This is a genomic window from Microbacterium sp. I2, assembly GCF_051364985.1.
GTDB lineage: Bacteria > Actinomycetota > Actinomycetes > Actinomycetales > Microbacteriaceae > Microbacterium.
On sequence record NZ_JBLWIH010000027.1, the window covers coordinates 26,724 to 50,574 of the forward strand.

21 protein-coding genes are annotated in these 23,851 nt (G+C 70.8%); 12 read left to right on the forward strand and 9 right to left on the reverse strand.

Features of this window, described 5'->3' with window-relative positions; all coding sequences use genetic code 11:
• The first annotated feature begins 107 nt into the window (after positions 1-107).
• From ACLKM7_RS19150 to ACLKM7_RS19170, 5 genes are all read left to right on the forward strand, one after another.
• Positions 108-1,421, forward strand: coding sequence for an ABC transporter substrate-binding protein (locus tag ACLKM7_RS19150; protein ID WP_436448898.1), 1,314 nt, complete (start codon positions 108-110; stop codon positions 1,419-1,421).
• Between the two features lie 82 nt (positions 1,422-1,503).
• A complete protein-coding gene (locus tag ACLKM7_RS19155) occupies positions 1,504-2,463 on the forward strand; it encodes a carbohydrate ABC transporter permease (RefSeq protein WP_436448899.1) in 960 nt (319 codons plus the stop codon).
• A complete protein-coding gene (locus ACLKM7_RS19160) occupies positions 2,460-3,368 on the forward strand; it encodes a carbohydrate ABC transporter permease (RefSeq protein ID WP_436448900.1) in 909 nt (302 codons plus the stop codon). The genes ACLKM7_RS19155 and ACLKM7_RS19160 overlap by 4 nt, the downstream gene beginning before the upstream one ends.
• A complete protein-coding gene (locus ACLKM7_RS19165; protein WP_436448901.1) occupies positions 3,365-3,985 on the forward strand; it encodes a hypothetical protein in 621 nt (206 codons plus the stop codon). The genes ACLKM7_RS19160 and ACLKM7_RS19165 overlap by 4 nt, the downstream gene beginning before the upstream one ends.
• Positions 3,982-4,917 (forward strand): nucleoside hydrolase, encoded by a 936-nt coding sequence (locus ACLKM7_RS19170; protein ID WP_436448902.1) that lies wholly within the window; start codon positions 3,982-3,984, stop codon positions 4,915-4,917. Before ACLKM7_RS19165 ends, ACLKM7_RS19170 begins: the two co-directional genes overlap by 4 nt.
• Here the strand turns inward: ACLKM7_RS19170 and ACLKM7_RS19175 are convergent.
• The 3 genes from ACLKM7_RS19175 to ACLKM7_RS19185 form a co-directional block, all read right to left on the reverse strand.
• A complete protein-coding gene (locus ACLKM7_RS19175) occupies positions 4,890-5,897 on the reverse strand; it encodes a LacI family DNA-binding transcriptional regulator (protein WP_436448903.1) in 1,008 nt (335 codons plus the stop codon). The genes ACLKM7_RS19170 and ACLKM7_RS19175 overlap by 28 nt on opposite strands.
• 121 nt (positions 5,898-6,018) lie before the next feature.
• A complete protein-coding gene (locus ACLKM7_RS19180; protein WP_436448946.1) occupies positions 6,019-7,359 on the reverse strand; it encodes an MFS transporter in 1,341 nt (446 codons plus the stop codon).
• A 5-nt stretch (positions 7,360-7,364) separates the two neighbouring features.
• Positions 7,365-7,826, reverse strand: a complete 462-nt coding sequence (locus ACLKM7_RS19185; protein ID WP_436448904.1) for a MarR family winged helix-turn-helix transcriptional regulator — start codon at positions 7,824-7,826, stop codon at positions 7,365-7,367.
• Positions 7,827-7,929: 103 nt separating this feature from the next.
• On the opposite strand from ACLKM7_RS19185, the gene ACLKM7_RS19190 reads away from it, so the two are divergent.
• The 5 genes from ACLKM7_RS19190 (at position 7,930) to ACLKM7_RS19210 (ending at position 13,787) form a co-directional block, all read left to right on the forward strand.
• Complete coding sequence (locus tag ACLKM7_RS19190) at positions 7,930-8,781, forward strand: alpha/beta hydrolase (protein ID WP_436448905.1); 852 nt, start codon at positions 7,930-7,932, stop codon at positions 8,779-8,781.
• Positions 8,782-8,937: 156 nt separating this feature from the next.
• Positions 8,938-10,512: a glycoside hydrolase family 6 protein gene (locus ACLKM7_RS19195; protein ID WP_436448906.1), complete on the forward strand. Its 1,575-nt coding sequence runs from the start codon at positions 8,938-8,940 to the stop codon at positions 10,510-10,512.
• Between the two features lie 224 nt (positions 10,513-10,736).
• Complete coding sequence (locus ACLKM7_RS19200) at positions 10,737-11,786, forward strand: lipoate--protein ligase family protein (protein ID WP_436448907.1); 1,050 nt, start codon at positions 10,737-10,739, stop codon at positions 11,784-11,786.
• On the forward strand, positions 11,783-12,790 hold the full coding sequence (locus ACLKM7_RS19205) for a DNA-methyltransferase (RefSeq protein WP_436448908.1): 1,008 nt from the start codon (positions 11,783-11,785) through the stop codon (positions 12,788-12,790). The genes ACLKM7_RS19200 and ACLKM7_RS19205 overlap by 4 nt, the downstream gene beginning before the upstream one ends.
• Before the next feature lie 10 nt (positions 12,791-12,800).
• Positions 12,801-13,787 (forward strand): LLM class F420-dependent oxidoreductase, encoded by a 987-nt coding sequence (locus tag ACLKM7_RS19210; protein ID WP_436448909.1) that lies wholly within the window; start codon positions 12,801-12,803, stop codon positions 13,785-13,787.
• A gap of 215 nt (positions 13,788-14,002) precedes the next feature.
• On the opposite strand, the gene ACLKM7_RS19215 is transcribed toward ACLKM7_RS19210, so the two are convergent.
• The 3 genes from ACLKM7_RS19215 to galT form a co-directional block, all read right to left on the reverse strand.
• Positions 14,003-14,845: an alpha/beta fold hydrolase gene (locus ACLKM7_RS19215; protein ID WP_436448910.1), complete on the reverse strand. Its 843-nt coding sequence runs from the start codon at positions 14,843-14,845 to the stop codon at positions 14,003-14,005.
• A 166-nt stretch (positions 14,846-15,011) separates the two neighbouring features.
• Positions 15,012-16,196: a galactokinase gene (gene galK / locus ACLKM7_RS19220; RefSeq protein WP_436448947.1), complete on the reverse strand. Its 1,185-nt coding sequence runs from the start codon at positions 16,194-16,196 to the stop codon at positions 15,012-15,014.
• A 17-nt stretch (positions 16,197-16,213) separates the two neighbouring features.
• Complete coding sequence (gene galT, locus ACLKM7_RS19225) at positions 16,214-17,530, reverse strand: galactose-1-phosphate uridylyltransferase (protein ID WP_436448911.1); 1,317 nt, start codon at positions 17,528-17,530, stop codon at positions 16,214-16,216.
• Between the two features lie 80 nt (positions 17,531-17,610).
• On the opposite strand from galT, the gene ACLKM7_RS19230 reads away from it, so the two are divergent.
• Positions 17,611-18,639 (forward strand): LacI family DNA-binding transcriptional regulator, encoded by a 1,029-nt coding sequence (locus ACLKM7_RS19230; protein ID WP_436448912.1) that lies wholly within the window; start codon positions 17,611-17,613, stop codon positions 18,637-18,639.
• A 400-nt stretch (positions 18,640-19,039) separates the two neighbouring features.
• Here the strand turns inward: ACLKM7_RS19230 and ACLKM7_RS19235 are convergent, their stop codons facing one another.
• Entirely contained in the window at positions 19,040-19,762 is a 723-nt protein-coding gene (locus tag ACLKM7_RS19235) for a ThuA domain-containing protein (protein ID WP_436448913.1), read from the reverse strand.
• Positions 19,763-19,818: 56 nt separating this feature from the next.
• Between ACLKM7_RS19235 and ACLKM7_RS19240 the strand changes: the two genes are divergently transcribed.
• Positions 19,819-20,940, forward strand: coding sequence for a glycerate kinase (locus tag ACLKM7_RS19240; protein WP_436448914.1), 1,122 nt, complete (start codon positions 19,819-19,821; stop codon positions 20,938-20,940).
• Positions 20,941-21,227: 287 nt separating this feature from the next.
• Here ACLKM7_RS19240 and ACLKM7_RS19245 read toward each other — a convergent pair whose 3' ends face one another.
• Positions 21,228-22,673, reverse strand: a complete 1,446-nt coding sequence (locus ACLKM7_RS19245; protein ID WP_436448915.1) for an aldehyde dehydrogenase (NADP(+)) — start codon at positions 22,671-22,673, stop codon at positions 21,228-21,230.
• 76 nt (positions 22,674-22,749) lie between these two features.
• On the reverse strand, positions 22,750-23,850 hold the full coding sequence (locus ACLKM7_RS19250) for a mandelate racemase/muconate lactonizing enzyme family protein (RefSeq protein WP_436448948.1): 1,101 nt from the start codon (positions 23,848-23,850) through the stop codon (positions 22,750-22,752).
• Between the last annotated feature and the right edge of the window lies 1 nt (position 23,851).

Here is a 23,851-nt window from a genome sequence, read left to right on the forward strand (position 1 = left end):
CCGGTTGACCTCTGATACTGTACCGGGAACCGGTTTCTGAGCGAGTCTCGAACTCACGCGGAACGGCTGCACCGAGGGAATCCACCCCACTCAAAGAGGAGCTCAACATGGCACAGGCACCAAGGCGACCCGGACGCCGGGCGCTCGGCGCAGGTCTGATCGCCGCTGGACTCGTGGTCTCGGCCACGGCGTGCGCGGCAAGCGAGGACGCGGGCGGAGGTGAAGCAGAGGACGGTCCGGTGACGATCTCCTTCCAGTGGTGGGGCAACGACGAGCGCGCGGTCCTGACAGAGGAGGCGCTCGACCTCTTCGAGGAGCAGAACCCCGGCGTCACCGTCGAGACGTCGTTCTCGGCCATCGACGCCTACATCCCCAAGCTCGCCACCCAGATCGCCAGCGGCTCCCAGCCGGATCTCTTCCTCATCCCGATGGAGTCGGTCAAGGAGTACACCGAGAAGGGAGCCACCTCCGACCTCAGCGAGTACATCGGAGACGTGATCTCGGTCGACGACATCCCCGAGGCGACGCAGAAGATCGGCCAGATCGACGGCACGTTCTACGGGTTCACGCTCGGTACGGCGACGTACGCATGGGCCTACGACCCGATCGCGTTCGAAGAGGCCGGCGTCGAGGCGCCCGCCGCCGGGTTCACATGGGACGACCTGATCGACGCAGGTGAGAAGATCCGCGCCGCGAGCGGCGGGACGAAGGCCGCGATCAGCGACCCGGGTGGCTACATCGCGCACTACGCGACCTGGCTCGAGCAGAACGACAAGCAGCTCTTCACCGAGGAGGGCGAACTCGGCTTCGATGAGGACGACCTCGAAGGCTGGTTCGACCTGATGCAGGAGCTGCGCGACTCGGGCGCCTCCACCGATCCGCAGACGACCTCTACGCTCGACCAGAGCATGCAGAACTCGGGCTTCGCTCTGGGCAAGTCCGCGGGTGAGTTCATCGCCGCCTCGATCACCGGGGCGTTCGTCGACACCATCGGCGAGGAGCACGTCGCCCTTGCTCCGTACCCGTCCGACACCGATCGCCTCGGTCTGAGCATGGCGGGCACCAATGTCGCCGCGGTCTCGCCCGAGTCCGACCACCCCGAGGTCGCCGCCAAGCTGCTCGACTTCCTGATCAACGACCCGGAAGCCGCCGAGATCCTGGGTCTCACCCGCGGAATCCCGCTGAACACCACCAACTACGAGGCGCTCGCGCCCACGCTGACGGGCGGCGACAAGATCGTCAACGATTTCGTGCTCGAGTACCAGCCCGAGTTCAGCGACCCGTCGCCGCTGGCGCCCCCGGGCGTGAGCACCCTTCCGGCGGACTTCACGCTGGCCTACGAGAACATCATCTTCGGTCAGCAGTCCAACGAGGAGGCCGCGAAGGCGCTGTACGCGACCTTCGAGTCCGCGATCTCGTGATCCGGGTCCGGCTGGGTCGTCGCCGACGACCCGGCCGGACACCCTTCCCTGCGTCCACCACCGACATCACCCAGGAGTGCCGATGACGGCGACCCTTCCCGACGCGGCGGCTGCGGCATCCCCGCGGTCCGCCCCCGCCCCATCCGCGAGGCGCCGCCGGCAGCCCCGAGACGGCGCTGCGTGGGTCTTCCTCTCGCCGTGGCTCATCGGCGCGGCCCTGCTCACCATCGGCCCGATGGTGGCCTCGCTCGTGCTGTCGTTCACCGACTACGACCTGTTCACCGCGCCGGAGTTCGTCGGCACCGCGAACTACGAGCGGATGTTCTTCGACGACCCGCGGTTCTGGAAGGCCGTCGGCGTCACCCTCAACTACGTGCTCGTCGCGGTGCCGCTCAAGCTGGCTGCGGCGCTCGGCATCGCCCTGCTGCTGAACCGCCCTCGCAAGGGACAGGGGTTCTACCGGTCCGCGTTCTACGCCCCGTCGCTTCTCGGTGCGAGCGTCGCCGTCGCAATCGTCTGGCGGACGCTGTTCTCAGACGACGGCGTCGTGGACGAGACGCTCAGCGCCGTCGGGCTCGACCTCGGGGGGTGGATCTCGAACCCGTCCATGGCGCTGTACGTCCTCGTGACCCTCGCTGTCTGGCAGTTCGGTGCGCCGATGGTGATCTTCCTAGCGGGGCTCAAGCAGGTGCCCGCCGAGCTCTACGACGCCGCCGCGGTCGACGGCGCGGGGCGCTGGCGCACGTTCTGGTCCGTCACGTGGCCGCTGCTGTCGCCGGTGCTCTTCTTCAACCTCGTGCTCGAGATGATCGGCGCGTTCCAGTCCTTCACGTCGGCCTACGTCGTGAGCGGCGGTCGCGGCGGTCCGATCGACTCGACGCTCTTCTACACGCTCTACCTCTATGACCGCGCCTTCACCGCGTTCGACATGGGATACGCCTCGGCGATGGCGTGGTTCCTGCTGGTCGTGATCGCGATCGTGACAGCCCTCATCTTCCGCAGCTCGCGCAGCTGGGTCCACTACGCCGGAGACGACCGATGACCGCCACTCACGCCGACGCGACCGCGACGCTCGTCACCGGTCGCCCCGCCGAGCACCGACGTCGCCCCCGCCGCTCACTCGTCGGGTCGATCGTGTGGCACGTCTTCTGTCTGGCGCTGCTGCTGCTCCTGCTCTACCCCGTGGCCTGGCTCGTCGGCTCGTCCTTCAAGCCCGGCACCGAGATCCTGACGAACGCCACGCCGTTCCCGCACGAGTTCACGATCGAGAACTACCAGATCGCGGTGCAGGGGGTTGCGGGCCTCAGCCTCTGGCAGCTGCTCGGCAACTCGCTGACGATCTCGGTGCTGACCGTCGTGGGCAACGTCCTCAGCTGCGCGCTCGCCGCCTACGCGTTCGCCCGGCTGAGATTCCGCTTCCGGTCGGTGCTGTTCGCGTTCATGATCTCGACGATCATGCTGCCGATGCACGTGGTGCTGATCCCGCAGTTCATCATCTTCAACGAGATGGGCCTGGTCGGCACGTTCCTGCCGCTGGTCCTGCCGAAGTTCCTTGCCACCGAGGCGTTCTTCGTGTTCCTGATGGTGCAGTTCATCCGCGGCATCCCTCGCGACCTCGACGAAGCGGCGCTCATCGACGGCGCGGGTCCCTACCGCACGTTCTGGTCGATCATCCTTCCGCTCATGCGCCCCGCACTTATCACGACCACGATCTTCTCGTTCATCTGGAGCTGGGATGACTTCTTCCCGCAGCTGATCTACCTGAACGACCCCAAGAACTTCACGCTGCAGCTCGGGCTCCGCCTCTTCGTCGACCAGACCAGCGCGTCTGCGTTCGGGCCGATGTTCGCGATGAGCGTGCTGGCGATCCTCCCGGTGGTGATCTTCTTCGCGGTGTTCCAGCGCTACCTGGTGGACGGCGTGGCGACGTCGGGACTGAAGGGATGACGACGGTTCCGCAGCGGCGCGTGGCACGACGTCGCGCGCCCAGCGGCCTCGACCCGCACTCGCCCACGTTCGCCGCCTTCGCCGACATGCTCTACGCAGGCGTGCTGATCTTCGGTCTGTCGGTGCTGCTGGTCACGTGGTTCGCGGCCCTCAGCGCGGGGGTGGAAGAACTGCGCGCGGCGAGAGCCGAGGACCGGCACGTGCGAGCGCGCGCTGTGTGGTCTGCTTTCGCTAACCGAGTGGTGCGGCATCCGCTCTCCCACGTGGTGGCGCCGACGGCGGTCACCGCGCTGCTCGTCGTCGACGTCGTCGTGATGCCGTACGTCGCCTCGGGCGAGCTGTGGGCGACGGTGCTGCCGATCGTGCTGGCGGCCGGACTCGGCGCGATCGCGCTGCGGATCGCTGGGGCGTGGCGGCGGGACGTCGCGCCGCGGCGCACGTTCGCCGTGGCCTGGCGACGGATGTCGCAGGATGCGTCGGGCTCGGCACTGCTCGCGCTCGCGGTCGCCGCGGCCGGCGCGGTGGTCGCCATCGCCCCGATGCTCGCCGTCGTGATGCCCGGACCGCTCGCCCTCGCGGCGGTCGCCATGGACCGTGAACCAGTGGAGCCCGCATGAGAATCGACGACACCCGCACGCGCCGCGTCATCATCGACTCCGACGTCAAGAACGAGGCAGACGACCAGTTCGCCGTCGTGCACGCGCTGCTCTCGCCGTCGCTCGACATCCGCGGCATCATTCCCGCTCATTTCGGCGCCGAGCGGTCGGATCGGTCGATGCTCGACTCTCGCGACGAGCTCGACCGACTTCTCGGACTGCTCGGCGCGCCGGATGGGGTGCCCATCGCCAACGGCGCGCCCCACCGACTACCCGACGCGCAGACGCCGGTCGACAGTCCCGGAGCGCGTCTCATCGTCGAGGAGGCGCGGCGCGCAGACGCCGGTCCGCTCTTCATCGGGTTCCTCGGGCCTCTCACCGACATGGCCAGCGCGCTGCTGGCCGCGCCCGACATCGCCAAGACCGACACGACGGTCATCTGGATCGGCGGGCCGCCCTACGGCGACCGCGAATGGCGGGGCACCTGGCCGGAGTTCAACCTGCGCAACGACATCCACGCGGCCAACGTCGTGTTCGAGTCGGGGATTCAGATCTGGCAGGTGCCGTCGAACGTGTACCGCCTGGCCGGCGTCGGGTACGCGGAACTGCGTCGACGCGTCGAGCCCTGCGGCGAGCTGGGGCGCTATCTCGCGCAGATGGTCGTCGACTTCAACATGGCGCATCACCGCGTCCCGGTCGAGTCGCGCTCGCTGGGGGACTCTCCGGCGATCGCGCTCATGCTCGATCCGTGGTGCGCGTCCTTCCGCCGCCAGTCGCCGGTGCGGTTCACCGCGGACGGCCATTGCGTGCCGTCCGAGCGCGGCGGCGACGTGCTCGTCGTCGAGCAGATCGACGTGCGCTTCTTCCTCGAGGACATGTTCGCCAAGCTCGCCGAGTTCGGCGAGTCCGGAGCGGTGCCTCGGCGTCAGGCGGGTGCCTGGCCGGTGCTGTGACGCTCGACCAGCGTGCCCTCGACCCACACCGGCTCCGCCGCCGGCCGACCCGCCATGGCGTCCTTGAGCTGCGCCCACGCCTGCGTTCCGAGTGCGTCTTTCGGCAGCGAGACCGTCGTCAGGTGGGGCCGGCTGTAGCGGGCGAAGGGGATGTCGTCGACACCGACGACAGAGAGCCGGCCGGGCACCGAGACGCCTAGATCGTCCAAGCGGGAGAGCAGCCCGATCGCCACGAGGTCGTTGAAGGCGATGACGGCGGTCGCGTCGCTGCGCAGCACCGCGTCGGCGATGTCGGATCCCGCGTCCAGCGACGCACCGACCTCCTGACGCTGTACGACGAGGCCGGGGTGGCGCTTCTCGGCGTCTGCGACGCCCTCCAGGCGGAGGCGGTTCGACGCGCTCGAGAGCGGACCTCCGAGGTAGAGCAGACGGCGGTGACCGAGGGCGGCCAAGTGGTCGGCGACGAGCCCGATCGCGTGCCGGTAGTCCATCGCGAGCTGCGCGACGGGTGCCGGCGTGGGCCGGTTGATCAGCACCATCGGTGCGGCCTGTGCGAGCACGACCGCGAGGTCTTCGTCCGGCATGCGCGGCGCGCACAGCAGCAGCGCATCACAGCGTCGACGCGCATCGAGGGCCGCGCGACGCTCGAGCTCGGGTCTCTCCCGGGTGTCGCCGACGAGCACCTGGTAACCGTCCTCGGCGGCGCCGAGTGTCACACCATGCAGGATCGCCTGGAACATGGGGTTGCCCAGATCCGGCACCACCACGGCGATCGTGTTCGTACGCCCCAGTGAGAGATTGCGCGCCGTCTCGCTCGGACGGTAGTCGAGCTGCGCGATCGCCGTCTCGACGCGTTCGGCCAGCGCGCGGTCCACCGTCGCGCGGCCGTTGAGCACGCGCGAGACCGTCGCACGAGAGACGCCGGCGGTTCGGGCGACATCGCCGATCGTCGCGGCACGCGTACCCCCCGTATCGGTCATCCGTCGTCTCCTCTCGCGGGAGCGGCGTCAGCAGGCTGCGACCTTCCCGCCACCGATCATACGGGGAACCGGTTTCTGTCCGGCAGTCGGGCGGGGGTGATGGAGCGGGTCGGGCGCCGCGTCAGCTCGCGCGCCGGTCGGTGTCCCGGCCTTCCGACGGTACCCGGATCGGCGTGGTCTGCGCGATCTGATCGCTGAACTCCTCGGGCGGAACGATCGTGAGGGGTCGCGTCTCGTCGATGGTCAGGCGGAACCGTCGCTGCTCGTGACGGTGCAGGCGGCCGGAGACGATCAGCCACGTCGCGCCGATCGCGAACGCCACGACGGCCGCGATCGCGCCGAGAAGGATCGCCGCGCGCGGCCCCCATTCGTCGGCGACCCAGCCCACGATCGGGGCGCCGACCGGCGTGCCGCCCATGAGGATCGCCATGTATAGAGCGAGCACCCGCCCGCGCAGGGCAGGATCCGTCGTGGTCTGCACGTACCCGTTGGCGGTGGTGAGCATCGTGACGACGGCGAAACCCGTGAACATGAGCGTCACGGCATATGCCCAGTAGGTGGGCATGAACGCCGAGACGGCCGCTGCGGCAGCGAAGAGCAGTGTGCCGCCGATCACCACGCGGATGCGCGCGCGGTCGCGCCGGGCAGCCAGCAGCGCGCCCGCCAGCGAACCGACAGCGAGGATCGAGCTGAGCAGGCCGTAACCGTCAGCCTCCTGGCCGAACTCGATCGCCATGGTGGAGGCGAAGATCGGGAAGTTCATGCCGAACGCGCCGACGAGGAAGACCATCGCGAAAGTCACGATGAGGTCGGGTCGCCTCGCGACGTAGCGGAAGCCGTCCGCGAGGCGCGAGGCTCCGGGGGCATGGACGCGGGGGACGAGCTCGTCCGTGCGGATGAGCCACAGCGCGATGATCATCGCGAAGAAGGTGACTCCGTTGACGAGGAACACCCAGCCCGTCCCGACGGCCACGATGACGACTCCGGCGAGCGCCGGCCCGATCATGCGCGCGCCGTTGAACGACGCCGCGTTGAGGGCGACGGCGTTCGAGGCCGCTTCCCGCGCGACCAGGTCGGATACGAACGCCTGGCGTGCCGGATTGTCGAACGCGGCGACCACGCCGAGCACCAGGGCGAACGTGTACATCAGCGGCAGCGTCATCACGCCGACGAGGAGCAGGATGCCGATCGCGACGCCGATCAGCAGCAGCAGCCCCTGCGTCACGACGAGCAGCCGTCGCCGTTCGAAGCGGTCGGCCACCCAGCCGGTGACGCCGACGAGCAGCAGCGGCGGGGCGAACTGCAGCGCCATCGTGATGCCCATCGCTGCCGCGTCGTTGTCGGTCAGCTCGGTGAGGACGACCCAGCTGAGCGCCGTCGCCTGCATCCAGGCGCCGATGTTCGACACGAGCGCGCCGATGAACCAGACACGGTAGTTGAAGACGGAGAACGACCGGAACATGGCGCTCATCGGGCGGCCATCCGCTCCATGATCTCGGCGGCGCGAGCAATGGCCTCGCGCTCCTCGGCCGAGAGTTCGGCCAGTGCCGCCTCCACCCAGGCATCGCGACGACGTGCGGTCTCGTCGACCACGCCGCGTCCCGAATCGGTCAGCGAGATCACGACCTTCCGCCCGTCGGTCTCGTCCGCGCTGCGGGTGATGTAGCCGGATTCCTGCAGGCAGTTCACGGTGCGGTTCATGGACGGGGCCGACACGCGCTCACGGTCGGCGAGCTCGCCGAGCGTGTGGGGACCATGCACCCGCAGTGCGGCGAGCACGGCGAACTGGCCGTCGCTCATCGAGTCCACGGCACGCTGCGTGCGCAGACGTCGCGCGAGCCGGAACGTCGCGATGCGCAACTGCGCGGCGGCAGGACTCAGCTCGGCGTGGTCGCCGGAATCGGCGGTGGCGGTCTCGTGGCTGGTCATACGATTGCTTAGCCTAGCTCATTAGTCTTGCTAAAGAAAGTTCCGGATGCTGCGTCCGCAGGTGCTGGCTGCCGTCATAGCCATGCCGCCTAGACTGCTCGGCATGCCCGAGTTCATCGACGCGCACGGCGTCACGATCTTCTTCGACGTGCACCTGGCGAAGACCGCCCCGCGGGCAGTGGTGCAGTTGTTGCACGGTGTCGGAGAGCACGTGGGCCGGTACGGACTGCTGATCGAGTCGCTCACGGCGGACGGGTTCATCGTCTACGCGGCGGATCACCGTGGTCATGGCCGCACCGGCATGAAGCAGCACGGCGGCGACGCTTCGCGTCTGGGCCACCTCGGACCCGGTGGCCTCAGGGCGGCGCTGGCGGCGATGTGGCAGCTCACCCGGCAGATCCGTGAGGAGCAGCCCGACCTCCCTCTCGTCGTGCTGGGTCACTCCGGCGGATCCGTGCTGGCGCAGATGCTCATCAACCAGCACCCCGACGGGTACGACGGCATGGTGCTGACCGGCTCCGCGCTGCGTCGACCGGGCGCCATCCGTGCGAGCAAGCTCAACGCGCCGTGGGACGGACCGGGGGCGATGGGGACCGAGTGGCTCTCGAGCGATCTGTCGGTGGGCCGCGCCTTCCTCGACGATCCCCTGACCACCACCGAGGAGCCGCGCAAACTCCTGGGCATCGTCGACTCGTTGCGCATGTATGGGCTTCCCGGCACGGACCTCGGTCGCGACATCCCGACTCTTCTCATGGTCGGACGCGACGACACCGTGGGCGGGCCGCGCAGCGTGCACAAGCTCGCGGCCGCGTATCGCACGCGCTCGGGCTTCACCGACGTGACGACCCTCGTCTACCCGGGCGCGCGGCATGAGATCTTCAACGAGGTCACGCAGCAGGACGTGCGCGATGATCTGCTCGCGTGGCTGGATCGCCACTTCCCGGCCCGCGACTGATCCTCTCCGAGAGCTGCCGGCGTTGACGTCTTCGGCCGGCATAGGCCATGCTGGCCCCAGCGTGCAGCGTGGGAGCGCTCCCATACCTTGCGAGAGCCCGCGTGACCGCTCCCCGGGCGACGGCGCCCGGAGGTCGACGATGACCAGGAGATACGCATGATTCACAAGCCACCCCGCCGCGCGACCGCCCTCGCGTTCGGCACCGCGGCGCTGCTCGCACTCGGCCTGGCACTGCCGCTGAGTGCGGCGGCCGCAGACGATGCCGACCCCGCCGTCGGGCTCGCCGGAGCGGACCTCTACCTCAACCCGTGGAGTACGACTCTCGAAGCCGCGCAGTCGCTCGCCGGTCAGGCCCGCGCCGACGCCCAGCTGCTCGGGTCCATCCCCTCGGCGGACTGGTTCACCACCGGCACTCCCGCCGAGGTCCAGGAAGCCGTCGACAACGTCGTCAGCGCCGCCGCCGTCCAGGGCCGGATGCCCGTGCTCGTCGCGTACAACCTGCCGTTCCGCGACTGCGCCCAGTACTCCGCCGGCGGCGCGCTCGACACCGCGGCCTACCAGGCGTGGATCGACGGCTTCGTCGCCGGCATCGGCGACCGGCCGGCCACCGTGATCCTCGAGCCCGACGGGCTCGGCATCATCCCCCACTACGTCACCCTCGACGGCGTCGCCGAATGGTGTCAGCCGGCGGAGGTCCCCGCCGAGACCGCGGCTGCCGACCGCTACACCCAGCTGAACTACGCGGTCGATGCGCTGGGCGCATTGCCCGCGGCATCCGTTTATCTCGACGGCACCGGCGCGAGCTGGCTGAACGTCGGCGAGATCTCGGACCGGCTGATCAAGGGCGGCGTGCAGCGCGCGGACGGGTTCTTCCTCAACGCCTCGAACTACCAGTTCACCGCCAACTCGACGGCCTTCGGCACGTGGATCTCGCAGTGCATCGCCTACGTCACCGAGGTCAGCGCCGGCGACTTCGGCTCGTGCGGGAACCAGTACTGGAACGGCGGGCCGGCCAACAACTGGACCGGCGTGGCGATGTCGCAGTACGGCGAATGGAGCGCGGATGCCGCGGACCCGGCGCTGAACACGGCGGGTGTGGACTCCCGATATGAGTCCATCCTCGGCGGCGTCGAGCCGACGACGCGCTTCGTCATCGACACGAGCCGCAACGGACTCGGCCCGTGGCAGTACCCGGCCGATACGTATCCGGTGCACGAGGACTGGTGCAACCCGCCCGATCGCGGACTCGGCGTGCGCCCCGACACGACGACCGACGTGCCGCTGGTGGACGCGTACCTGTGGATCAAGGTGCCCGGCGAGTCGGACGGCAAGTGCTACCGCGGCACCGGCGGACCGTACGACCCGGCGCGCGGCATCGAGGATCCGGCTGCCGGGCAGTGGTTCGTCGAGCAGGCGCGTGAGCTCGTCGCGCTCGCCGACCCGGCCATCGCGCCGCTGGACTGCCACGTCGCGTGGGACGTCGAGGCCGACGCCGCCGGCTTCGCCGCGAAGATCCGCACATCGGCCGCCGGAAGCCTGGCGTTCTTCTTCGCCGGCGACCAGGCCGTGCGCAAGGCGACGCGCGGCGGGTTCACGCAGGACGGCGCGGCGGTGACGACCACGGTGGCCGACCGTCCCGGCAACGCGCCGGACGCGCTGCTGCACGTCGGCGGCGAGTCCGACCGGCCGTGGATCTTCTGGCTCGACGGACGCGCCTGCACGTCCGACTGATCGAGCAGGGACCGGGGAGGATGCCGCGCCCGCGGCATCCTCCCCTTGCTCCGTGCCGCCTCCCATCCGGCTCGTCCGCCACGGAGGTGCGCAGAACAGCAAGTTCGGCGTACGTAGGTGGCGAGCGAACGCCGTGGGAGGGGCGAGCGGCGGAGGGGCCGAGGGACGGAGGGGCCGCGGACGGAGGGGCCGGAGGGGAGCGAGCGCGGCAATAGGCTGAACGCATGCACGGCGAATACAAGGTTCCGGGCGGCAAGCTCGTGGTGGTCGACCTCGAAGAGCGCGACGGCCGCATCGCCGACTTCCGCCTCGCGGGCGACTTCTTCCTCGAGCCCGACGACGCCCTGGCCGACATCGACGCCGCCGTCAACGGGCTGCCCGTCGAGTCGGACGTCGCCTCGATCGCCGCCGCCGTGCGCGGAGCGCTGCCCGAGGGGGCGCAGTTGTTGGGCTTCACGCCGGAAGCTGTGGGCACGGCCGTGCGCCGCGCACTCGTGACCGCTCCCGGCTGGCGTGATTTCGACTGGGAGATCGTGCACGAGCGCCCCGTCTCGCCCCGCATGAACCTGGCGCTCGACGAGGTGCTCACCGGACGCGTCGGCGACGGACGCCGCCGCCCGACGCTGCGAATGTGGGAGTGGGACGAGAACGCGGTCGTGATCGGGTCGTTCCAGTCGTTGCGCAACGAGGTCGACCCTGAAGGCGCCGCCAAGCACGGCTTCGACGTCGTCCGCCGCATCTCGGGTGGTGGAGCCATGCTCATGGGCGCGAACTCGATCGTGACGTACTCGCTGTACGTTCCGGCATCCCTCGTCCAGGGCCTGACGTTCGCCGACTCGTATGCGTTCCTCGACGACTGGGTGCTGCAGGCGCTGCGCGCGCTGGGCATCGAGGCGACCTACCAGCCGCTCAACGACATCGCGTCGCCGCAGGGCAAGATCGGCGGTGCCGCGCAGAAGCGCCTGGCCAACGGAGGTGTGCTGCACCACGCGACCCTCAGCTACGACATGGACGGCCAGATGATGACCGAGGTGCTGCGCATCGGCCGCGAGAAGCTCAGCGACAAGGGCACCACGTCGGCGGCCAAGCGCGTCGACCCGCTGCGCCGCCAGACCGGCCTGCCCCGCGAGGCGATCATCGAGAAGCTCAAAGAGACGTTCGCGAAGCTCTACGGCGCGGTCCCCGGGCACATCACCGACGACGAGTACGCCGAGGCCGAGGCCCTCGTCGAGTCGAAATTCGCCACCGACGCGTGGCTGCGACGGGTGCCGTGACGGATCCCTCGGACCCGGCCTTCGAGCCGGGTGCCGGGCCGGTCGAGGTCTACGAGGGTGACAACCTCGAGGTGCTCCGTGCCTTCCCCGACGCGTCGTTCACGCTGATCTACCTCGACCCGCCGTTCAACACGGGCCGTACGCAGTCGAAATCGGTGGAAACGGCGTCGTCGGGATTCACAACTCAGTCTGCGCGCGAGCCGGATGCGACGGCACCCGCGGAATACCGCGGCTCTGTTGCGGCGGCGGACGCGGCGGGACTGAATAGCGAACAGGCGGCGGTCGAGCCCCGGCAGGGCGCGATTGTGCGACGGGGGTTCCACGGGCGCGAATACGAGCGCATCCGCGGCGACCTGCGTGCCTACGACGACCGGTTCGACGACTACTGGGGCTTCCTCGAGCCGCGCCTGCTCGAGGCCTGGCGGCTGCTGACCGACGACGGCACGCTCTATGTGCACCTCGACTACCGCGAGGCGCACTACGCCAAAGTGCTGCTCGATGCCCTCGTCGGGCGCGAGCGGTTCCTGAACGAGCTGATCTGGGCCTACGACTACGGTGCGAAGACCCGCAAGCGCTGGCCGACCAAGCACGACACGATCCTCGTGTACGTCAAGAACCCCAAGGCGTACTGGTTCGATTCGGATGCCGTCGACCGCGAGCCCTACATGGCACCGGGCCTGGTCACGCCAGAGAAGGCCGAGCGCGGCAAGCTGCCCACCGACGTGTGGTGGCACACGATCGTGCCGACGACGGGCCGCGAGAAGACCGGGTATCCGACGCAGAAGCCCGAAGGCATCCTCCGGCGCATCGTCCAGGCCTCGAGCCGCCCCGGCGATCGCGTGCTCGACGCGTTCGCGGGCAGCGGCACGACCGGCGCCGTCGCCTCGGCGCTCGGCCGCCATGCCGTGCTGGTGGACCACAACCCCGAGGCGATCGCCGTGATGCGGGAACGGATGCCGCACGCCCGCGTGGTGGCGGATCCTGGCCGGGTATCTCGCCCATAGGCTGAGGATCATGCGTTTCGGAACCTTCATCCCCCAAGGCTGGCGATTCGATCTCGTGGGCATCGAGCCCGCCGAGCACTGGGCGGTGATGAACGGCCTCGCGCAGCGGGCCGACGCCGGACCCTGGGAGTCGCTCTGGGTCTACGACCACTTCCACACGACGCCGGTGCACAGCGACGAGGCGACTCACGAGGCGTGGACGCTGATGGCCGCCTTCGCGGCCTCGACGAGCCGCATCCGCCTCGGCCAGATGTGCACGTGCATGGGCTACCGCAACCCCGCCTACCTCGCGAAGGTCGCCGCGACCGTCGATACGGTGTCGGGCGGCCGCACCGAGATGGGCATCGGCGGCGGCTGGTACGAGCACGAGTGGGAGGCGTACGGCTACGGGTTCCCGCCGGTGCGCGATCGACTCCGGATGCTGCGCGAAGGCGTCGACATCATGAACCAGGCGTGGACCACCGGACGCGCCACCCTGGACGGCGAGTACTACCAGGTCGACGGCGCGATCGTGCGTCCGCTGCCCCTCCAGGACGGCGGCATCCCGATGTGGATCGCCGGCGGCGGCGAGAAGGTCACGCTCAAGATCGCGGCGCAGTACGCCGCGTACACGAACTTCGCGGGTTCGCTCGAGCAGGTGGATCACAAGAGCGAGGTGCTGCGCGGGCACTGCGATGCGATCGGGCGGGACTTCGCCTCGATCACCCGCTCGTCGAACGTCAACACGATCGTGGGCGAGACCGACGCCGAGGCACATGACCGCCTGGCCGCGGTCAAGGCCCGGCTTCTCCCGCATGTGGGGCAGGAGCGGGCCGACGTGATCGAGAAGGAGTTCCTCGCCTCGCCGGGGTTCGGCGCCGTCGACCGGGTCGCCGAGAACCTCGCCGAGCGCGAGCGGCACGGCATCACGTACGCGATCCACTACTTCCCCGAGGCCGCGTACGACCTGTCGGGCATCGAGCTGTTCGAGCGGAACGTCATCGCCGCGCTGTCGTGACCGCGGCGGGCCGCGCCGGTCGCGTTCCGCGCTCGCGCTGCTGAAACCGGCGGACGCTGCTGGTGCGCCGCTCGCGCTGCCGAAACCGGCGGACGCTGCTGGTGTGGCAGGCTGCGCGCCGCTCGCGCTGCCGAAACCGGCGGACGCTGCTGCTCTCTTCGGGAGCGATTGACGGAAGCCGCAGCGCGAGCGGATGACGACCCGGGCGCAGCGGGTCAGGCGCGCAGGAACGCCAGCAGGGCCTCGTTCACTTCGGCGCCGTGGGTCCACAGGAGTCCGTGCGGGGCGCCTTCGAGCTCGACGTACGTCGCCTCGGGGAGCAGATCCTTGAAGCGGCGGCCGGTGGCGTCGATCGGCAGGATGTTGTCGGCCGTGCCGTGGAGGATGAGCGCGGGCACGTCGATCGACGAGATGTCGCCGCGGAAGTCGGTGGGCCACGTCAGGGGCGCGGCCGCGATCGCGGCGTTGCCCATGAGGTTCGCCACCTGGACGCTGGCATCGACCGCCTCCTGCGAGATGCGCGAGCCGAGGTTGTCGTCGAGGTTGTAGAAGTCCCGGTAGAACCCGGCGATGAACGCGTAGCGGTCGTCGCGCACCGTCTGGGCGATGCCGTCGAAGAACTCCTGCGGACCCGCACCCTCGGGGTTGTCGTCGGTCTTCAGCAGGAACGGCTCGAGCGAGCCGAGGAAGGCCGCCTTCGCGACGCGCCCGCTGCCGTAGCGCGAGAGATACCGCGCGATCTCGCCGGTGCCCATCGAGAAGCCGACCAGCACGACCTCGCGCAGGTCGAGGTCTTCGATGAGGGCGTGCAGGTCGGCGGCGAACGTGTCGTAGTCGTAGCCCGAGCCGGCCTTCGTCGACGCGCCGAACCCGCGGCGGTCATAGGCGATCACACGGTAGCCCTCGTCCAGCAGCGCCGCCTGCTGCTTGCCCCACGACTCGCCGTTCAGCGGGAACCCGTGGATCAGCACCACGGGCTGCGCGTCAGCCGGGCCCTGGTCGGTGTAGTAGAGGTCGACGTCTACCGAGTTCTCGGTTCCGACGGTGATGTAAGCCACGATCGCTCCTTCCGGCACCGGAAGACGGATGCCCCGGCCCTGTGTATGACGCTAGGGCGCGGCATCCGTCAACGCCAGTTCTTGCGCACCGGCGCGTCGAGCGTTCAAGCCGCGTTCACCTGCCCCGGCATGCCCGCCGCGGAAGTCGACTGAGCGCGGTTCGCCGTCAGGCGTCGCGGGAGGCGCCGTCGGAGGGCGTGACGGTGAAGATCGTCGGCGCGGTGAAACCGGATGCTGCGAACGCGGCGGTCGCGGCATCCGTCACGTGCTGCAGCCGGTCGCGGGCGACCAGGGCGATCGCCGCGCCGCCGAAGCCGCCGCCCGTCATGCGTGCGCCCAGAGCGCCGGCCGCCAGCGCCGCGTCGACGGCGGTGTCGAGCTCGGGGACCGAGATCTCGAAGTCGTCGCGCATCGACACGTGCGAGGCGACCAGGAGGTCGCCGATCGCGGTGGGGCCCTGCTCGCGCAGCGCGCGGACGGTGTCGAGCACGCGCTGGTTCTCGGTGACGACGTGCCGCACACGGCGGAAGGTGACATCGTCGACGAGGCCGGCGAGCCGGTCGAGGTCGGCGACCGTGACGTCGCGCAGAGCCGGCACGCCGAGGGCTGCGGCACCGCGTTCGCACGCCCCGCGGCGCTCGCCGTAGCCGCCGGTCGCATGCGAGTGCTTGACGCCGGTGTCGATGACAAGCAGCTCGAGTCCCGCCGCGTCGAATCCGAGGTCGACGATCTCGGTCTCGAGCGAGCGGCAGTCGAGGAAGATCGCTGCGTCGGCGCGGCCGAGGAGGGCCGCCATCTGGTCCATGATGCCCGTGGGGGCGCCGACGGCCTCATTCTCGGCGACGCGGCCGGCCTTGGCGAGCGACACCCGGTCGAGCGAGACACCCCAGGTCTCGGCGAGTGCGACGGCGGTGGCGCCCTCGATCGCGGCCGAGGACGACAGCCCCGCACCGACAGGGACGTTGGACGCGAAGGCGAGGTCGGCGCCGGTGACCTCGGACGGGGACTTTCCGGATGCCGCCAGCACCGCCCACGCGACGCCGAGCGGGTAGCGGGCCCACTCGGTGACCTCGTCGCGACGCGTCGGGAAGAGCGAGTCGAGCTCGTCGAGGGCGACCTCGACCGTGGCGTCGTCGAACGTCGAGGCCACGCGCACGCGGAACACCCCGTCCGTCCGCGGCGCGAGCGCGACGTGCGTGCGGTGCTGGATCGCGAACGGCAGCACGAAGCCGTCGTTGTAGTCGGTGTGCTCGCCGATGAGGTTCACCCGGCCGGGGGCCGACCACGTGCCCACGGGCTCGGCGCCGAACCGCTCGCGGAACAGGGCGCGCGCCGCAGCGGCGGTCTCGATGGTGCGGACGGTGTCGGTCACAGGGTCTCCTCGGGAACGGATGCCACGGCATCGCGCAGGCGTGCGGCCGAGGTCTCAGGGGGGATGTCGCCGATCCAGGCGCCCATGGCGGCCTCGGATCCCGCGAGGAACTTGAGCTTGTCGGCGGCGCGGCGTGGGCTCGTCAGCTGGAGGTGCAGCCGGACGGTGTCGCGCCCACGGTGCACGGGAGCCTGATGCCACGCCGCGATGTAGGGGGTGGGGCTGTCGTAGAGTGCGTCGATGCCGCGCAGCAGCCGCAGGTAGAGCGGGGCGAGCTCGTCGCGTTCTGCCGCCGTGGTCTCGGCGAGGTCGGCGACGTGGCGGTGCGGCATCAGGTGCACCTCGATCGGCCAGCGCGCGGCGAAGGGCACGAAGGCCGTCCAGTGCTCGCCAGACAGGATGACCCGGTCGTCAGCGAGCTCGAAGTCGAGGATGCGCGCGAACAGATCCGGGCCCTCGCGCTCGATCGAGCCGAGCAGGGTCGCCGTGCGGGGGGTGATGTAGGGGTAGGCGTAGATCTGGCCGTGCGGGTGGGGGAGTGTGACCCCGATTGCCTCGCCTCGATTCTCGAACGGGAAGACCTGCTCGACGCCCGGCAGTGCCGACAGGGCCGCGGTGCGGTCTGCCCATGCCTCGATCACGGTGCGCGCCCGCGTCGGGGTGAGCGAGCCGAAGGATCCCGAGTGCGCGGGGCTGAAGCACACCACCTCGCAGCGGCCCACGCTCGTGCGCGTGCGACCGAGGCCGGGTGCGTCCAGGTCGTCGAGACCGCGCGGCGGGTCGGTGCCGACGAGGGCTTCGCCGGGGACGCTGGTGGGGGCTTCGCCGGAGGTGCTGGCGGGGGCTTTACCGAGGGTGCCGACGAGGGCTTCGCCGGGGGTGCCGTCGAGGGCTTCGCCGGAGGTGCTGACGAGTGCGTCGATGCCCGCGACGGCGAGGGCTGGGCCGAAGGACGGCGACTTGTTCTCGAACACCGCGACGTCGTACATCGACGGGATCTCGGACGGGTTCGTCGGCGTCTGCGGGGCGAGCGGGTCGAGCTCTGCGGGAGGCAGGAACGCACGGTTCTGCCGCGCCGCGGCGATCGAAACCCAGTCGCCGGTGAGAACGTCGCGGCGCATCGTGGCGGTCGCCGGCCGTGGTGCGAGCTCCCGCGCGTCCACCGCCCGCTCGGGCCCGAGCGTCGTCCCGGGATCGTCGTAGTAGAACAGCTCCCGCCCGTCGGCCAGTCGTGCGGTGCGCTTGACGACGCCGGCGCCGAGCGTCTGGGCCGCGGGTGGCGCGGCATCCGATCCGGACTCAGGTGTGTTCACGTCAACACGGTAGCAAGAGCGCTATGTTAGCGTCAACACATGGGCCGAGACGGCGGGCCGGCGAGGGAGGTGGCGGCGGGATGGATGCAGCGGCGCAGCGCCGGATCTCGATGGCGGACGTCGCTGCCCGCGCAGGGGTCTCGGGTCAGACGGTGTCGCGCGTGGTGAACGCGAGCCCTCGCGTCGACCCCGAGACGCGCGCCCGCGTCGAGGCGGCGATGGTCGAACTCGGCTACCGTCCGCACCGTGCCGCCCGGGCGCTGCGCACCGGCCGTACCCAGACCATCGGGCTCGTGGTGTCGACCCTGGCGACGGTGGGCAACTCGCTCATGCTGCAGACGGTGGCGGATGCTGCGGCCACCCGCGGCTACGCCCTCACGGTCGTGACGCTCGGCGTGGACGGCGCCGCAGCCGCGTTCGAACGGCTCGCCGAGCAGGGGGTCGACGGCGTCATCGTGCTCAATGAGGCTACGGCGCTCGCACTCGACGCGCCCGCGCCCCGAGGCCTGTCGGTGGTCGTGGTCGACGCACCGCCCGAGGTCGCCGTCGCCGCAGGCCCCGCACCGGCGGGGCGGCGGGGGATCGTGCAGTCCGATCACGCCGGGGGCGCGCGCGCCGCCGTTCAGCACCTGCTCGGGCTCGGTCACGACACCGTCCACCACCTCGCGGGTCCGGCGTCGTCGTTCGCCGCTTCGGAGCGGGAGCGCGGCTGGCGAGCTGCGCTGGCCGAGGCCGGGCGCGAAGCGCTGGAGCCGGAACGCGGCGACTGGACCGCGGCATCCGGTCATCGTCTGGGGGAGCTGCTGGCGGCCGACCCCGCGGTCACCGCCGTCTTCGCGGCCAACGACCAGATGGCGCTCGGCGCGATGCGCGCCTTGGCCGACACGGGCCGTGACGTGCCACGCGGGGTCAGCGTCGTCGGCTTCGACGACGTCGCGGACGCCGCCGAGTACCGGCCGCCGCTCACGACGGTGCGGCAGGAGTTCGGTCGCCTCGGCGAGCTCGCGGTGCAGACGCTCGTGACCGGGATCGAAGACGGCGCCGACGCGTTCGAGCTGGTGCCGACCACGCTCGTCGTCCGCGCGAGCACCGCCGCGCCCCCGCGCTGATCCGACTGCCCGGCTTGTGCCCCGCGGGCTCTCGTCGCTCCGCTGGGTGCAAGGGTGCGGCGGCTCAGAAACCCGTGTTGAGGTTGAGAAACCGCGTGGAGGTTGAGAAACCACACCTAGGAGGGAGTTTCAACCTACGTGTGGTTTCTCAACTTCAAGTGGGGGCGGGGCGGGGCGGGGCGCTCACGCTGGCGCGACGGCGGGCGTCGACGGTGGCGCGACGGTGGGCGGGGGCGAGGCCAGGCTGAGGTTGAGAAACCGCGTGGAGGTTGAGAAACCACGTCTGGGAGGGAGTTTCAACCTACGTGTGGTTTCTCAACTTCAAGTGGGGTGCGGGCTGGGCGCGGCGGGCTGGCTGGGGGCGGCAGCAGGGGCCGAGAAGGGCAGCGCCGGCGGGAGGTCAGGGCGCGAGGTGGGCGGCCCAGCGGGCGGCGCGCGCGAGAACGGCGCGCAGCTCGGGGGATTCGTACGCCCGGGTGTCGTGGCCGAGCGCGCTGACGACCGCGCGCACCGGCATCCGTCCCCGGCTCGTCTCGTTCGTCCACACCAGCGGGTGCGCGATGCCGTCGAGATCGTGCACGGCCAGTACGCGGACGGCGGGGTCGACGGCGAGGTCGGTGTAGCACTCGTCGAACGCGGTGAAGTCGGCCGGCACGATCACATTCCCGGGTGCGACGGCACGCACGGTGGCGTCGCCGATTTCGGGATGCCACGACAGGCCGCTGCGCCATTCGCCGCCGATCGTGCTGATCCAGTCGGGGTAGTCGCGCAGACTCGAGACGGCGCTGTGCGTCGCGACCACGCCGATCCCGCGGCCGAGCGCGGCGGCAAGGCCCGCTGCGGCGGCCGGCGCCGCCGCGGGCGCGGCGTCCGGGTTGCGCCACGGGTCGCCGGCATTCACGACGAGCAGGTCAGCATCGACGAGCTGCGTGAGCGCGATGTCGGCGTCGTCGATGACGTCGGCGTCCCAGCCGTCGGCACGCAGCAGGTCGGCGATCGCCGCTGAAGTCTGGGGATACGGATGCCACGGGTCGGCGTAGCGCCCCGCGCCGCTGGCGATCACGGCCCGGTGCGTCCGTCCGAGGGGTGCGTTGTCGGGAGGGGCGGTCTCAGAGGCTGCCATGATGGGAGGATAGCGCTTTCCCTCGCACTCGTCGCGTTCTCCGGGAGAATGGTCCCATGCTGCACACCGTCGTGATCGCCCCGGACTCCTTCAAGGGGACCATCGCCGCCGCGTCCGCCGCGGATGCGATCGGACGGGGCTGGCAGCGGGTCCGTCCGCACGATCTCGTGCGCCTGCTCCCGATGGCGGACGGTGGCGAAGGCACGGTCGACGCCTTCGCGACGGCGGTGCCGGGGGCCGAGCGCGTGCCGGTGACGGTCACCGGTCCTGAGGGGACGCCGGTCGAGGCATCCTGGGTCCTGCTGCCCCCGACCGACGAAGCACCCGGTGGCACCGGAGTCGTCGAGCTCGCGAACACGAGCGGCATCGAGCTGCTCGGAGCGCCGGCACGCTTGCGGCCTCTCGATGCGCACACGAAAGGCTTCGGTGAGGCGATCGCCGCTGCACTCGCGCGGGGCGTCTCGCGGCTGGTGCTCGGCATCGGATCGAGCTCGTCGACCGACGGCGGCACCGGCATGCTCGCGGCGCTCGGCGCGCGATTCACGGATGCCGCAGGCCGACCCGTCGCCGACGGCGGCCGTGGGCTCGCCGCCCTGGCGGCGGCCGATCTGTCGGCGCTGCCGGCTCTCCCGCCCGGAGGCGTGACGGTGCTGTCGGATGTGACGAACCCGCTCCTGGGCCGGCGGGGCGCGGCGGCGGTGTTCGGTGCGCAGAAGGGCGCGACGCCCGACGACATCGCGGCCCTGGACGCCGGTCTCGCGCGGCTCGCAGCGCTGACTGCGGCGGAACCGGATGCTGCCGGCGCCGGTGCCGCGGGGGGCACGGGTTTCGGCCTGCTGGCGTGGGGTGCTGAGCTCGTGCCCGGGTCGGCCGCGGTCGCGGACCTCGTGGGGCTGCGCGAAGCAGTGGCCGAGGCATCCGTCGTCGTCACGGGCGAAGGGTCGTACGACGGGCAGTCCGCCGCCGGCAAGGTGCCGGCGCACGTGGGCGCCGTCGCGGCGGCGAGCGGTGTGCCGGTCGCGCTGGTCGCGGGCCGGATCACGCCCGACGCCGACGTGTCGGGCTTCGCCGGGACCGCGTCGCTGACCGACCTCGCCGGCTCGGGCGAGGCGGCCATGGCAGACCCCGAGCGATGGCTCGTCGAGGCCGGCGCGGCCCTCGCCGCCTCGCTGCTCTGAGAAACCACACGGAGGTTGAGAAACCACGCGAGGTGTGGTTTCTCAACCTAGATGTGGTTTCCCAACGTGAGGGTGGAATGTCCGGCACCGGGACCGCGCGTGTGTACGGCCCCGGCGAACGTCTGTCCGACCGCTCCCGCGCGGTCCGCGGCCGGCTTGCCGGCTCGCTGCGTTGAGAAACCGCGCGGAGGTTGAGAAACCACACGGAGGTTGAGAAACCGCGCAAGGCGTGGTGTCTCAACCTAGATGTGGTTTCTCAACCTCACGTGTGCGAGAACCAGCCGGTGTTACGGGACCTGGAGCACGCCGTTGCGGCGGTGCGGCAGCGCCGCGAGCGACGCGTCGCGCAGCACGTCGGGCAGCAGCGACTCGGGGGCGTCCTGGAACGTCACGGGGCGCAGGAACCGGCGGATCGCCGTCGCGCCGACGGACGTGTGGAGCGAGGTCGTCGCCGGCCACGGGCCGCCGTGGTGCTGCGACCACGTCACGGCCACGCCCGTGGGCCAGCCGGCGAAGAGCACGCGCCCCACCTTGCGCTCGAGCACCGCGAGCACGGCCGCGACGTCGTCGCCCGGCTCGGAGTGCAGCGTGCCGGTGAGCGATCCGGGCACGGCCCGCAGCGCCGTGAGCAGCTCCTCGTCCGACGAGTACCGCACGAGAAGGGTGACCGGTCCGAAGCACTCCTCGAGGAGCGTTCCGGGGCGTGCGGCGACGGCCGCGGCATCCGTCGACAGCACCACCGGCCGTGCGGTGCCGGCCTCGGCCGGAAGCCCGTGAGCCACGACACTCACCGACGGGTCGGCCTCGAGGTGCTCGATGCCCTCCGGGAACGCCGCCGTGATGCGGTCGGTCAGCAGCGGGCCTCCGGTCGCGCCGGTCGCGAAGCCCGCGACGAGTTCTTCGAATCCGGCGCCCGCGGGGACGAAGACGACCCCGGGCTTGGTGCAGAACTGCCCGACGCCCAGGGTGAACGACCCGACAAGACCTTGCGCGAGCGCCTCTCCTCGCGCGGCGACCGCGGCCGGCGTGATCACGACAGGGTTGACCGACCCGAGCTCGCCGTAGAACGGGATCGGGTCGGGGCGGCCCGACGCGAGGTCGAACAGGGCCCGGCCGCCGCCGAGCGATCCGGTGAACCCGGCGGCCTGGATGACGGGATGCTGCACCAGGGCGTTGCCCGCCTCGCGGCCTTCGACGAGGGCGAGCGAGCCCTCGGGGGCACCGGCGGCGACGAGGGCCTCCGCGACGATCGTGGCCGTGCGCTCCGACAGACGCGGGTGGCCCGAGTGCGCCTTCACGATCACGGGGTTGCCCGCGGCCAGCGCCGAGGCGGTGTCGCCGCCGGCCACCGAGAACGCGAACGGGAAGTTCGAGGCCGAGAACACCGCGACCGCCCCGACGCCGGTCAGCATGCGCCGCAGCTCGGGGCGCGGGGGCGTGGCCGCCGGGTCGGCGTCGTCGACGGTCAGTTCGAGGTACGAGCCCTCTTCGACGACCGTCGCGAACAGTCGCAGCTGGCCCGTCGTCCTTCCGACCTCGCCCCGCAGCCGCGTCTCGCCGAGGCGCGTCTCTTCGTCGGCGATCACGACGAGCTCGTCGATGTGGGCATCGAGTGCGTCGGCGGCCGCGCGCAGCCACGAGGCCCGGGTGGCGGCATCCGATCCTCGCCAGATCGGCGCTGCAGCGGCCGCGGCGGCCGCGAGGGTCTCGAGTTCAGCGGTGGTGGTGGTCATGAAGAGATCCTTTCGTATCGGCAGGCCCCCTCGGGCCGGCCGCACCTCGCTTGCCCACAGAGGGCGCGAGGGGGAGTCATGAGAAACGGATGCCGAGACCTGCGTGCGGCACTTCGGTCAGGGTGCCGTCGGCGATGCGCACGGGCGAGGGGCCGTCCAGCACGCCGAGCGCGCCGAAGCCGGCGTCTTCGACGTCTTCGGCCATCGGCTCGGGCACGCCCGGGACGGCAGGGAGCGTGAGCGCGAGCTGGCCCGAGAGCTCGGGCAGCAGATGCGGGTGGACGGCGGCGCCGTACTCGGCCGCGATCGCCGTGATGCCGAGGAACGGGGTGATGCCACCCACTCGCACGACGTTGGGCTGCACGATCTGGGCGGCTCCGGTGCGCAGGAAGTCGTCGAAGCGGAACACGTTGTGCAGGTTCTCGCCGACGGCGATGGGGATGCCGCTGGAGGCCTTCAATCGCCCCGCGAGCTCGATGTGCCCGTGAAGGTCGTCGGCGCGCAGCGGCTCTTCGATCCACGCCGGCGCCACGGCTGCGAGCGCCTCGAGCGACCGCGTCGCGCGGTCGAGCTCCCACCGCTGATTCGCGTCGATCATCAGCGAGCGATCGGGGCCGAGCACCTCGCGCACGGCCTGCAGGCGCTCCAGGTCCTCGGCGACGTCGGGCTTGCCGACCTTGACCTTGACGGCGTCGAACCCGGCGTCGACCCAGCGCCGCACCTGTGCCACGAGCTCCTCGAGGCTGTAGTGCAGATTCACGCCGGACCCGTATGCCCGCACACTGTGGCGTCGCGGCCCGAGGAAGCCTGCCAGCGACGTTCCTGCAGCGCGGGTCGCAGCATCCCACAGCGCAAGGTCCAGCCCCGCGAGCGCGATCGTCGTGATACCGCCGCCGCCTGCCTCGTGCAGGTGCTGCCAGACGGCGCGCCACTGCGCGCCCGGCTCGGCCTCACGACCTACAGCGGCCGCGGCGATGTCGTTCGTCAGCAGCGCATGCACGGCCTCCGCGCCGATCTGCGGGGTCCACGAGAACCCCCAGCCCTCGCCGCCGTCCGAGCGAACGACGTGCGTCGCGATCACGCCGACCGCGGTCACGTCCGCGCCCCATGGGCGGGTCAGCGGCACACGGATGAGTCGCGCGTCGAGCGACGCGATCGTCGCCCCGTCGCCGGTCATC

Bases quoted from the DNA above. Each gene is read 5' to 3' on its own strand.
- ACLKM7_RS19235 (WP_436448913.1), bottom strand. From the start codon at position 19,762: ATGGCAGCCTCTGAGACCGCCCCTCCCGACAACGCACCCCTCGGACGG.
- ACLKM7_RS19150 (WP_436448898.1), top strand. From the start codon at position 108: ATGGCACAGGCACCAAGGCGACCCGGACGCCGGGCGCTCGGCGCAGGT.
- ACLKM7_RS19190 (WP_436448905.1), top strand. From the start codon at position 7,930: ATGCCCGAGTTCATCGACGCGCACGGCGTCACGATCTTCTTCGACGTG.
- ACLKM7_RS19250 (WP_436448948.1), bottom strand. From the start codon at position 23,850: ATGACCGGCGACGGGGCGACGATCGCGTCGCTCGACGCGCGACTCATC.
- ACLKM7_RS19160 (WP_436448900.1), top strand. From the start codon at position 2,460: ATGACCGCCACTCACGCCGACGCGACCGCGACGCTCGTCACCGGTCGC.
- ACLKM7_RS19230 (WP_436448912.1), top strand. From the start codon at position 17,611: ATGGATGCAGCGGCGCAGCGCCGGATCTCGATGGCGGACGTCGCTGCC.
- ACLKM7_RS19185 (WP_436448904.1), bottom strand. From the start codon at position 7,826: ATGACCAGCCACGAGACCGCCACCGCCGATTCCGGCGACCACGCCGAG.
- ACLKM7_RS19175 (WP_436448903.1), bottom strand. From the start codon at position 5,897: ATGACCGATACGGGGGGTACGCGTGCCGCGACGATCGGCGATGTCGCC.
- ACLKM7_RS19245 (WP_436448915.1), bottom strand. From the start codon at position 22,673: ATGACCACCACCACCGCTGAACTCGAGACCCTCGCGGCCGCCGCGGCC.
- ACLKM7_RS19210 (WP_436448909.1), top strand. From the start codon at position 12,801: ATGCGTTTCGGAACCTTCATCCCCCAAGGCTGGCGATTCGATCTCGTG.
- ACLKM7_RS19180 (WP_436448946.1), bottom strand. From the start codon at position 7,359: ATGTTCCGGTCGTTCTCCGTCTTCAACTACCGTGTCTGGTTCATCGGC.
- ACLKM7_RS19170 (WP_436448902.1), top strand. From the start codon at position 3,982: ATGAGAATCGACGACACCCGCACGCGCCGCGTCATCATCGACTCCGAC.
- ACLKM7_RS19195 (WP_436448906.1), top strand. From the start codon at position 8,938: ATGATTCACAAGCCACCCCGCCGCGCGACCGCCCTCGCGTTCGGCACC.
- ACLKM7_RS19240 (WP_436448914.1), top strand. From the start codon at position 19,819: ATGCTGCACACCGTCGTGATCGCCCCGGACTCCTTCAAGGGGACCATC.
- ACLKM7_RS19155 (WP_436448899.1), top strand. From the start codon at position 1,504: ATGACGGCGACCCTTCCCGACGCGGCGGCTGCGGCATCCCCGCGGTCC.
- ACLKM7_RS19200 (WP_436448907.1), top strand. From the start codon at position 10,737: ATGCACGGCGAATACAAGGTTCCGGGCGGCAAGCTCGTGGTGGTCGAC.
- ACLKM7_RS19165 (WP_436448901.1), top strand. From the start codon at position 3,365: ATGACGACGGTTCCGCAGCGGCGCGTGGCACGACGTCGCGCGCCCAGC.